This window comes from Pseudoduganella sp. RAF53_2 (assembly GCF_052113985.1).
In the GTDB taxonomy this organism is placed as follows: Bacteria; Pseudomonadota; Gammaproteobacteria; order Burkholderiales; family Burkholderiaceae_D; genus Rugamonas.
Map to the genome: position 1 here is coordinate 1 of NZ_JBFRDW010000175.1, position 9,489 is coordinate 9,489.

A 9,489-nucleotide genomic window follows, 5' to 3' on the forward strand; every position below is an offset into this window, starting at 1 on the left:
AGCGCTACCAGCTCGACGTCACCATTCCTTAAGCGCGGAGGATCTCCTCCACCAGCTGGGCTGGTTCCTTGCGGATGTCGAGGATCAGCCCGGCTTCATCGTCGTCCAGCGGCTCCAGCGCGGCGCATTGGCTGTCCAGCAGCGACAGCGGCATGTAGTGGTTCACGCGCGCCAGCATGCGCTGAGCAATCACTTCGCGGCTGCCGCTCAGGTGCGCAAAACGCAGCGCGGGATCGGCGGCCCGCAGCTGGTCGCGATAGCGCCGTTTCAGCGAAGAGCAGGACAGCACCAGGCCTTCGCCTTGGTCAACTGCCTTGAGGATTTGTTCAGCCAGGCTGGCCAGCCAGCCCGCGCGGTCTGCATCGTTCAGCGGAACACCGGAGCGCATCTTCGCGACGTTTTGCGGCGAATGGAAGGTGTCGCCCTCAAGGAAAGGCACGCTCAAATTCTCCGCCAGCCGCTTGCCCACCAAGCTCTTGCCGCAGCCGCTGACGCCCATCATTACCCATCGCTTTTTGCTCATGATTTCCTTAAATGATAGCGCTATCAGTTTAGACCAAAGCGCCCGTCAAGGGCAAGCGCTTTAGGCGCTTTCGCGCGCCATCAAGGTGAATCCGAGATCGATGCTATGGGCCGCCGGTTTTTCGCCGCGGATTGCGGCATGCAGCAGGGTCGCGGCCTCGAAACCGATCTGGTAGCGCGGCGTGGCGATGGTGGTGACGGATGGCTTCATCCATGCCGATGCAGGCAAGTCGTTGAAACCGCACACGGCCAGCTGTTCCGGCACATTAATGCCGCGCCGCTGGCATTGGTAGACCGCGCCGTGCGCCAGGTCGTCGTTGCAGCAGAAGATCGCGTCCAGGTTGGGAATGCGCGACAGCATGCGGCCCAGCAGTTCCGCTCCCAGCGCAATGGTGGAAGGATCGGGCACCATCACCTCCAGCTTTGGGTCGGCCATGCCGGCCTCCTGCATCGCCTTGCGGTAGCCATCGCGGCGGCGCAGGGTACGTTCGTCCAGCTGGGCGCCCATGAAACCGATGCGCTTGTGGCCCTTCTCAATCAGGTAGCGCGCCATGGTGTAGCCGGCGTCGAACTGGGAGAAGCCGACCGACATCGCCGCCGGATTGGGCGAGATGTCCATCATCGACACCACCGGCACGCGCGAGGTGGCCAGCATCTGGTTCACGCGATCGCTGTGATTCAGGCCGGACAGCAGGATGCCGTCCGGATTCGACTGCATATGCGCCGACAGCAGCTTTTCCTCTTCCGCATCCGAATAGCGGGTATTGCCGATCAGGAGCTGGTAGTTGGCGGGATCAAGGGCGGCCTGGATACCGGCCAGAACGTCGGTAAACACGGCGTTGGACAGCGAGGGCACCAGCACCACGATCACATTCGAATGGGCGGACGCCAGCGCGCGCGCCGCGCGGTTGGGCACATACCCCAGCTGCTGGATCGCCTCTTCCACGCGTTGCCGCAGAATGGACGACACCAGGTCGGGCTGATTGATGGCACGGGATGCCGTCATCGGCGCTACACCGGCGAGGTTGGCGACATCGGTGAGGGTGACTTTGCCGCTGGCGCGGCTTTTAACGGAAGGACTTTTGCTCATTAACGGGATTTCGCCATGAAACCCCTAGGCTGTCAATTCTAATTGCCGTGTTAAGCTCCCCGCTCCAACAAAAGGGAGACAAATGAGCCGTACCGGACGCCTGTTCCAGCTGATGGACGCCTTGCGCGGCAATCGCCGCCCCGTCACCGCCGCCGCGCTGGCGGAACGGCTGGGCGTGTCCGAACGGACCATTTACCGCGACATGCAGACCCTGACCGAGCTGGGTGCGCCGGTGGAAGGATCGGCGGGGCTGGGCTATCTGCTGCGCAGCGGCTTCTTTCTGCCGCCGCTGATGTTCGGCGCCGACGAGCTGGAAGCCCTGGTGCTGGGTGCACGCTGGGTGCGGCGGCAGGGCGACCCTGCACTGGCCGAGGCGGCGTCCAGCGCGCTCGCCAAAATCGCCACCGCCACGCCGAAGGACCTGCGCGACGATATGGCCGATACCAGCCTGTGGGTGCCGCTGGTGAACGAGGAGGCCGCATTCGAGGTCCACGTGCAGCCCGCGCGCGAAGCGATCCGGCGCCAGCACAAGCTGCGCATCCGCTACAACGATTTGCAGGGGGCGGCGTCCGAGCGCGTGGTGTGGCCGTTTGCACTGGCCTTTTACGACGGCAAACGTCTGCTGGCCGCGTGGTGCGAACTGCGCCAGGCGAACCGCCACTTCCGTATCGACCGCATCGAACATGCCGAGCCGCTGACGGAACGCTACCCCATGCCGCGCCATGCCCTGCTCAAGCGCTGGCGTGAAGAAAACGGCATTCCCGAAGACTCCTGACAGAAACTGACAGGGCAGGGCGATAGCATGGCTCCATTCGATCAACACTTAATGGAGTTCACCATGCGTCTGTACCACCACCCGATTTCTTCCAATGCCCGCCGTGTATTGATGGTCGTGTCGCATCTCGGCATTCAGCTCGAAGAGACTGTGATCGACCTGATGAGCGAAAACGACCGCCGGCTTTTGCTGGAAGTAAATCCGAACTGCAAAGTGCCTGTGCTGGAGGACGACGGCCTGCTGCTGTGGGAGTCCGCTGCCATCATGCAATACCTGGCGGATAAGGTACCTGGCAACGCGCTGTATCCGCACGATCCGAAAGCGCGGGCCGATATCAATCGCTGGATGTTCTGGGCCTGCCAGCACTTCTCGCCGGCCATCGGCGTGCTGGTGTGGGAGAACGTGTGGAAGAAATTGGTCACCGGCATGGACGCTGATCCTGCCGAGCTCGCACGCGGCAGCAGCGATCTGCACGACTTCGCGAAAGTGCTTGATGGACATCTCGCGCAGCGCGAATGGACTTGCGGAAATTCCGTGACGCTTGCTGACTACACCTTGGCGGCACCCCTGATGTACATGGACAAAGCGAAGCTTCCGCTCGCGCAATATCCGCATCTCATCGCATGGTTCGCACGCATGCAAGCCTTGCCGGCATGGGCGCAAACACAGGTCGCGTGGTAATTTGTGAGTTTGTGTGAAGTGCCGCACATTGTGCAGGACGTGCGAGGCTTAATATGGACTCGTCTCTTTCAGGACATCCCTAGTTTTGGACTTAGCCCGCTTTCGAGCGGGCATTTTTTTTGTTAGCATGTTCGGCACCTGAAGCTGCATGAAACGCCTATCGCTTTGCAAGGAGTGATCGATCATGGAGACCGCAGCACCTGCCGAAGCCAGCATCGACCGCTGGCAACAGAAACGCCAGCAAGCCTTCAAGGATATTCCTGACGAAGGCCGCACTATCCGCTATCTCGGAAAAGACTTTCACGTTTATCCCAACACCTTCTGGCCATTCAACGACAGCCAGCCGTTGGTGCGCAACTTCAAGATCGAGCCTGGCGACAGTGTGCTCGATGTGGGCACGGGTTCCGGGGTGATTGCCGTTTTCGCCTGCTACCGCGGGGCTTCGCGCGTGCTGGCGCTGGACATCAATCCGGCCGCCATTCGCAGCGCGAAGCGGAACGCGCACGATCATGGTTTCGACGGCGTGATGGAAGTGCGCCGTTCCAACTTGTTTGAAAAGGCGGGTGACGAACAGTTTGACGTCATCACCGCGAACCTGCCTTTCCGCAATAAGCACGCGCACGATGTGGTGGCGCGTTCGCAGTGGGACACCGACTTCCGCACCAACACTGAATTCTTCGCGCAGGTGCGCCGCCATCTGAAGCCCGGCGGACGCATCTACTTCGCCCATTCCAATTTCGGCGCGCCGGATGCAGTGCGGCGGTTGGCGAAAGAGGCGGGCTTCTCGATTCGTATGATGGCGCGCTCGCCGGCTGCAAAAGCCGAGGCCAAACAGTTCTATGCCTTCCTCATCAAATAAGGGCTTGCTGGACGCGGTCAACGCCATGCGCGCGGTGGCGCATTTGCCGTGGCGCGACAAGGTCAAACGTGTCGGCGTGATTCTGACCTCGTCGCGCTCGGGTTCCAGCCTGCTGAAAGGCGTGCTGTCGGCACACGAAGGCATTGCGGCGCTTGATGGCGAGGCTGAGCCGTATCTCGCGCTGACCGGCAATGGCTTCGGCTTCAACGCGGAGAGCGATGCCTTCAATGTGCCCGTCAACGCTGATGCGCTGGCCGATTGCATCTTCGATGGTCTGAGCGTCGCCGGCGAATTCATGCCGCCGCTGCCGGCATTGCAGGCGCGCTGGGAACGCCGCTTGCTGATGCAGTTTCCCGCGCTGTTCACGCAGCGTGACGAGCATGGACAGCTGCGGCACGTGCTGGATGAAACGCTGGCGCACGTCATGCGCTATCAGCACGAGATGTCGGAGCGAGAACTGCAGCGCATCGTGCTGTCCGCTGTGTACTGGCGCGAGCCGTGGCGCCTGGATTATTACGACGGCCGTCTGGGGCCCGGCGTTGCGGGCTTCTTCAATGAACCCGCCAAGATCGAGGAACCACCGTTCGTGCTGCCTTCGCTGTTCCGGCGTCCCTTCATCAGCGACGATGCCGAAGACAAGGTGCTGCTCTTCAAAACACCATCGGACGCTTATCGCATCGGCCTGTATGAGCAGCTTTTCCCGCAAGCGGAAATTCGCTACATCCACCTCACGCGCGGTTACGCGCAAACGGTGAATGGACTGATGGATGGCTGGCTGTCGCATTACGGCTTCTTTGCGCACGATATGGCGCGCGCTGGACACACGCTGGATATTGTCGGCTATTCCGAGCGCCAGCCTTTCGGCCGCGGCTGGTGGAAATTCGATCTGCCGCCGGATTGGCACACCCTGTCCGGCGCGAGCCTGGAAGAAGTTTGCCTGCATCAGTGGCAGTCCTGCCATCGTGCGATCCTGGACAGCGGCGTACCAGCGCTGCGCGTGGCCTTCGAAGACTTCCTCGCGGCGCCTGGCGAAACGAGCGAAGCAATCTTCGACTGGCTCGGCTTGCCGACGCTTCCGAAAGCGCCCGTGTTGCCGGTAACGATGGCCACTGAAGCGCCGCAGCCCGGCCGCTGGCGCAAGCGCAGCCATCTCCTGCTCGCGCTGGGCCAGCGTACCGATGTGGCGGAGATGATGCAGGCCCTCGGCTATCACATGGAGCCGGAGGGCTGGCAGTGAACCGCCGCCTGCTGGTGCCGTATCTGATGGGACAGCACCGTGCGGGCCTGGCGCGCGTGCGCGAATTGGATGTGCAGCCGTGGAATGTGATCGATGTCGCCGAATGCGCCGCGACCGCAATTGCCGACCGCAATGAGCAGATGCGGAACATGGGCAGGATTTATGCACGGCTGGCATCGGCGGTGCGCGAGGCGGCGCAAGCCGGCGAGCGGCCTGTCAGCATATCGGGCGATTGCGTGTCGACGCTGGGCGTGATGGCGGGACTGCAGCAGGCGGGCCGGGAGCCGCAGCGCATGTTGTGGCTTGATGCGCATGGCGACTTCCATACCTGGGGCACCACGCAGACCCAGTACCTCGGCGGCATGCCGCTGGCGATGCTGGTTGGCCGTCCGGACCGGCGTAGCGAAGCACGTGGCGGCATCGATGCATTGCGTAATGCGGTCGGCTTGCAGGCTTATCCAGAGCAGCACGTGCTGCTGTCCGATGCGCGCGACCTTGATCCCGGTGAAGATGAAGCCTTGCGCAATTCGCAGGTGGAGGTGTGCCGCATCAATGACATCATGCCGCGCCTGTCGCCGCACGAAAGCCTGTACCTGCATTTCGATACCGACGTGCTGGATGCGGAGCAGGAGATGCCTGCGCTGAAGTATCACGTGAAGGCCGGGCCGCGCATTGCGGATATCGCAGCCTTGTTCCGCCAGCTGCGCAATTTTCCTCTGGTGGCGGTGTCGGTATCAGCCTGGCATGCGGAGAAGGATGAAGGCGACCATGCGGCGCGCATATGCCTTGAGCTGCTGGATACGCTGCTTCAGGCGTAGTGGCGGGCATTGATGACGCCTTTCTGTCGCAAGGCGATCAGCACCTGGCGCGTTGCGGCGTCGGCGCCGAGGTGGTCGGTGTCGAGTACGAGTTCTGGTTTCTGGGGTTCTTCGTAGGGCGATGAGATGCCAGTGAAGTGTGCGATTTCGCCGGTGCGTGCCTTGCGGTACAGGCCTTTCACGTCGCGCTGTTCGCATACGGCGGCCGAGCAGCGGCACCAGGTTTCAATGAAGTCGCCGGGCAGCATCAGGGCACGCGCGCGAGCGCGGTCCGATGCGAAAGGCGAGATGAAGGCGGCCAGCACGATCATGCCTGCGTCCACAAACAGGCGTGCGGTTTCGGCGGCGCGCCGCACGTTCTCGGTGCGCGCTTCGGGACTGAAGCCAAGGTCAGCGCACAGCCCGTGGCGCAAGTTGTCGCCATCAAGAACGAAGGCACGGCAGCCGGCTTTCGTCAGCTGCTCTTCGACTGCCAGGGCGAGTGTGGTTTTGCCCGAGCCGGACAAGCCGGTGAACCAGACCACGGCGGCGCGGTGGCCATTCAGCTCCTCGCGCTGCCTGCGCGATACGGCGCCATGCTGCCAGACGATGTGCTTGTTGTTCATGTCGATCAATATACTCATCTAAGCGATGCGCACGATACTGATTGTTGGAGCAGGGTTTTGCGGCGTTGCGTGCGCGGTACAGCTGCTGCGCTCCGGCGCGCGCGTGCTGCTGCTCGAACGCGCGCGGCTTGGCGGCTTAGCTTATGCATGCTGCGGCGCTGAGCATTTGCTCAATGTCCCGGCGGGCAAGATGAGCGCCTTCGATGACGATGCGGACAGCTTCGTGCGATTCGCAGGCTCGCGCGCTTCGGACTTTGTGCCGCGGCGCGTTTATGGCGACTACCTTGCCGCACTTGTCGGCGAGGCGGCGCGAACGGCAGGTGATCGCCTCACGCGCGTGTCCGGCCAGGCCATTGCACTACGCCGAGATGGTGCAGGCATGATCGCCACGCTGGCCGACGAGCGCATCCTGCATGCTGATCGCGTGATCCTGGCCACCGGCCACTTTCCACCCTGCGACCCGCTCCGTTCCGCACACGGCTGGCGCGGCTTGCATCACGGCGGCGCCGGTGACGATGGCGATCACCCGCGGCGGGAGGGCGCGCGCTACCTGGCCGATCCTTGGGATGGACGGGCGCTGGCGGCGGTGCATCCTGCGGAGCCGGTGCTGTTGCTGGGCAGCGGATTGACGGCAGTGGACATGGCGCTGACCCTGCTCGCGCGCGGGGCGCGGCAGATCACCATGCTGTCGCGCCATGGGCTGCTGCCGCAGGCGCATCGCGGCTTGCGCGGGCCACCGCCGGCGCAGGACATCGGCCCCCAAGCCTTATGGGGCGATGCGAATACGGTGCGGGAGCAGTTGCGCGGACTGCGCCGCTTCCTGCGCGCGGCTGGCACGGCATGCGACTGGCGCGATGCAATGGTGGCGCTGCGCCCGCATGCGCCGGCGATCTGGCAGGCCTGGACTGAGCGCGAACGGCAGCGCTTTCGGCGCCACGTGCAGGCGTACTGGGACAATCACCGCCACCGTATATCGCCCACCGCATATGAGCCGCTGCAACGGGCGCTGATGGATGGCCGCCTGCGTGTGATGGCGGGGCGGGTGCTTGAATGCACGGAGGACGATGAGCGCGTGCGTGTCACCTTGCGCCGGCGTGGCGCGGCGGATGGCCAGCAACTGGTCGTGGCGCGGGTGATTAACTGCACGGGAAGCTGCGCGTCGCCAGTGCATTGCGATGATCCGCTGATCGCCGGCTTGGTGAGCGCGGGCGCGCTGAAGCAGGACGGGAGCGTGGCGCCAGCGTGGGCGGACCGGCTCGATTACGTCGGCCCCTGGCTGAAAGCAAAATATTGGGAAGCGACCGCGGTGCCCGAGCTGCGGCGATTCGCAGCGCTGGCCGCAGCGCGGGCGCTTACATGAGCAGTACGTCGGTCAGCGACTTGACCTCGTCCGAAGATTCGTTCATGACCGCAGTCAGCGTGCCTTCGCCGACCGCGAAATCGATGGTGTGCGCGGACACCGGCGTAGTCGCCCCAGGCGGCGTATGGAGAGGCGAGGGCACCGGCGCCAGATCGTTTGCYAGCAGCAGCGTATCGCCCAGCGTTTCCGGCGGCAGCGCGCGCATGCCGGTCCACATGGCCTCCACGGCTTCCATCACGTTCTCAGGAATCATCAGCTTTTGCAGCACGCCGCGGCCAATGGCGACCTCGCCGTGCTCGACCCATTCCTCCGGCTCGCCTTCCATCACCTGCGGATAAGTTTCAGCCTGGGCCAGCATATAGAAGCCGCCGACTTCGTGGACGATGCCGGCAAACAGCGCGGTATCCGGATCGACATGGCTGACCCGGCGCGCAATCACCTGCGCCAGCGCCGCCACGTGGGCCGTATGCTCCCATAGCTGCGCCGCCTTGGCTTTCAAAAGGGGATTGCGGATCTTGCTGCCCAGCTGGCGCATGATCAGCGATGCGACCAGTGACTGCAGCGTGCGCACGCCCAACCGGTGCACGGCCGACCGCACCGAGGAAATTTCCATCCCCGAACGGTTGTACGCAACGGAATTGGCGATTGCCACGGTGYGTGCGGCCATCAGCGGGTCAGCCTGAATCAGCTTGGCCGCGTGGTCGACATGGCAATTGGGATCGTTGAGCGCCTGCTGAAGCTTCAGCGAGGCGTTCACATTGGTGGGGAAAGCGAGCTCACCGCGGCCGGCTTGCTCCGCGATGGCTTTAAAGGCGTCCAGTCTGTCCATGCGAAAATTATATGCAAAAATTGCCCCAAAGAACTATTTTGAGACAAAAATAACGATGAATTTTTCCGCAGGCGCAACGCTGCCGCGATTGAAAAGCTTAATTTGCTTTTTTAGCCTTCGCTGAAAATCGCGTCGCAGCCCTCGCGGGTGCCTTCCGTGTCTTCCAGTTCATCGACCAATTCCAGGTCGACCAGTTCTTCTACGGCATTGGTAAAGCTGTTGTGCTTGGTTGCGCCGATGAGACGGTAGATGTCGCCGTCTTCGTTGCGGACGCCGATCAGGAGCTTTTCCTGGCGCACCACATCCGGCGTGGTGGTTTCCAGCAGCAGGTTGGCGGTGATCTGTTTATCGAAATGCGCTGGCTTGACGCCGTCGAGCAGGGTGGTTTTCAGCATTGTTTTCAGTTTCTTCAGTTTGGAGTACCGGCGGCGATGGTCGCCTTCAAGCCGGACAGTGTACGTTCAAGCGCTTCGAAATCGGCATCGCTGTACTGGCCGAACACATTGCTGCCCCAGGCGACCACTTTCGGGAACACGTCCTGAAACAGCTGATCGCCTTGCGGCGTGAGGCGGACGAAGAAGGAACGCTTGTCTTCCTCATTGCGCTCGCGCTCGACCAGGCCCTTCTGTTCCAGCCGTTCGATCACGCCGGTCAGCGTGCCCTTGGTGATCAAAGTGTGGTCACCCAGTTCTTTGTAGCTCATTCCCGGCGTG

12 protein-coding genes are annotated in these 9,489 nt (G+C 62.7%); 6 read left to right on the forward strand and 6 right to left on the reverse strand.

Translation table 11 applies throughout. The features are described 5' to 3' along the window. Positions 1-28: 28 nt before the first annotated feature. Positions 29-523: a gluconokinase gene (locus AB4Z11_RS12545; RefSeq protein WP_442025581.1), complete on the reverse strand. Its 495-nt coding sequence runs from the start codon at positions 521-523 to the stop codon at positions 29-31. A gap of 60 nt (positions 524-583) precedes the next feature. Further along, entirely contained in the window at positions 584-1,612 is a 1,029-nt protein-coding gene (locus AB4Z11_RS12550) for a LacI family DNA-binding transcriptional regulator (protein WP_442025582.1), read from the reverse strand. 82 nt (positions 1,613-1,694) lie between these two features. Here AB4Z11_RS12550 and AB4Z11_RS12555 point away from each other — a divergent pair, with 82 nt between their 5' ends. The 5 genes from AB4Z11_RS12555 (at position 1,695) to AB4Z11_RS12575 (ending at position 5,982) form a co-directional block, all read left to right on the forward strand. Then, the gene (locus tag AB4Z11_RS12555; RefSeq protein WP_442025583.1) at positions 1,695-2,387 is read left to right on the forward strand and encodes a helix-turn-helix transcriptional regulator; all 693 of its coding nucleotides are present in this window, start codon (positions 1,695-1,697) and stop codon (positions 2,385-2,387) included. 63 nt (positions 2,388-2,450) lie between these two features. Beyond that, positions 2,451-3,068, forward strand: coding sequence for a glutathione S-transferase family protein (locus tag AB4Z11_RS12560; RefSeq protein WP_442025584.1), 618 nt, complete (start codon positions 2,451-2,453; stop codon positions 3,066-3,068). A 184-nt stretch (positions 3,069-3,252) separates the two neighbouring features. Continuing rightward, positions 3,253-3,927, forward strand: coding sequence for a methyltransferase (locus AB4Z11_RS12565; RefSeq protein WP_442025585.1), 675 nt, complete (start codon positions 3,253-3,255; stop codon positions 3,925-3,927). Further along, positions 3,908-5,164: a hypothetical protein gene (locus tag AB4Z11_RS12570; protein ID WP_442025586.1), complete on the forward strand. Its 1,257-nt coding sequence runs from the start codon at positions 3,908-3,910 to the stop codon at positions 5,162-5,164. The genes AB4Z11_RS12565 and AB4Z11_RS12570 overlap by 20 nt, the downstream gene beginning before the upstream one ends. Then, positions 5,161-5,982 carry an arginase family protein gene (locus AB4Z11_RS12575; protein WP_442025587.1) on the forward strand — a complete coding sequence of 274 codons (822 nt, stop codon included), beginning with the start codon at positions 5,161-5,163 and terminating at the stop codon, positions 5,980-5,982. Before AB4Z11_RS12570 ends, AB4Z11_RS12575 begins: the two co-directional genes overlap by 4 nt. Here AB4Z11_RS12575 and cysC read toward each other — a convergent pair. Continuing rightward, complete coding sequence (cysC, locus tag AB4Z11_RS12580) at positions 5,973-6,605, reverse strand: adenylyl-sulfate kinase (protein WP_442025588.1); 633 nt, start codon at positions 6,603-6,605, stop codon at positions 5,973-5,975. The two genes, AB4Z11_RS12575 and cysC, sit on opposite strands and share 10 nt — an antisense overlap. Positions 6,606-6,612: 7 nt before the next feature. Here cysC and AB4Z11_RS12585 point away from each other — a divergent pair, with 7 nt between their 5' ends. Continuing rightward, the gene (locus AB4Z11_RS12585; RefSeq protein ID WP_442025589.1) at positions 6,613-7,947 is read left to right on the forward strand and encodes an FAD/NAD(P)-binding protein; all 1,335 of its coding nucleotides are present in this window, start codon (positions 6,613-6,615) and stop codon (positions 7,945-7,947) included. Here the strand turns inward: AB4Z11_RS12585 and AB4Z11_RS12590 are convergent. The 3 genes from AB4Z11_RS12590 to AB4Z11_RS12600 all read right to left on the reverse strand — a co-directional run. Then, positions 7,940-8,776, reverse strand: coding sequence for an HDOD domain-containing protein (locus tag AB4Z11_RS12590; protein WP_442025590.1), 837 nt, complete (start codon positions 8,774-8,776; stop codon positions 7,940-7,942). The two genes, AB4Z11_RS12585 and AB4Z11_RS12590, sit on opposite strands and share 8 nt — an antisense overlap. Positions 8,777-8,886: 110 nt before the next feature. Next, on the reverse strand, positions 8,887-9,168 hold the full coding sequence (locus AB4Z11_RS12595; protein WP_442025592.1) for a hypothetical protein: 282 nt from the start codon (positions 9,166-9,168) through the stop codon (positions 8,887-8,889). Between the two features lie 17 nt (positions 9,169-9,185). Further along, on the reverse strand, positions 9,186-9,489 hold a 304-nt coding region (locus AB4Z11_RS12600), incomplete at its 5' end, for a MarR family winged helix-turn-helix transcriptional regulator (protein WP_442025591.1).

Excerpts from the sequence above, each read along its gene's own strand:
- AB4Z11_RS12545 (WP_442025581.1), bottom strand. The coding sequence starts at position 523 with ATGAGCAAAAAGCGATGGGTAATGATGGGCGTCAGCGGCTGCGGCAAG.
- AB4Z11_RS12585 (WP_442025589.1), top strand. The coding sequence starts at position 6,613 with ATGCGCACGATACTGATTGTTGGAGCAGGGTTTTGCGGCGTTGCGTGC.
- AB4Z11_RS12570 (WP_442025586.1), top strand. The coding sequence starts at position 3,908 with ATGCCTTCCTCATCAAATAAGGGCTTGCTGGACGCGGTCAACGCCATG.
- cysC (WP_442025588.1), bottom strand. The coding sequence starts at position 6,605 with ATGAGTATATTGATCGACATGAACAACAAGCACATCGTCTGGCAGCAT.
- AB4Z11_RS12555 (WP_442025583.1), top strand. The coding sequence starts at position 1,695 with ATGAGCCGTACCGGACGCCTGTTCCAGCTGATGGACGCCTTGCGCGGC.
- AB4Z11_RS12560 (WP_442025584.1), top strand. The coding sequence starts at position 2,451 with ATGCGTCTGTACCACCACCCGATTTCTTCCAATGCCCGCCGTGTATTG.
- AB4Z11_RS12565 (WP_442025585.1), top strand. The coding sequence starts at position 3,253 with ATGGAGACCGCAGCACCTGCCGAAGCCAGCATCGACCGCTGGCAACAG.
- AB4Z11_RS12550 (WP_442025582.1), bottom strand. The coding sequence starts at position 1,612 with ATGAGCAAAAGTCCTTCCGTTAAAAGCCGCGCCAGCGGCAAAGTCACC.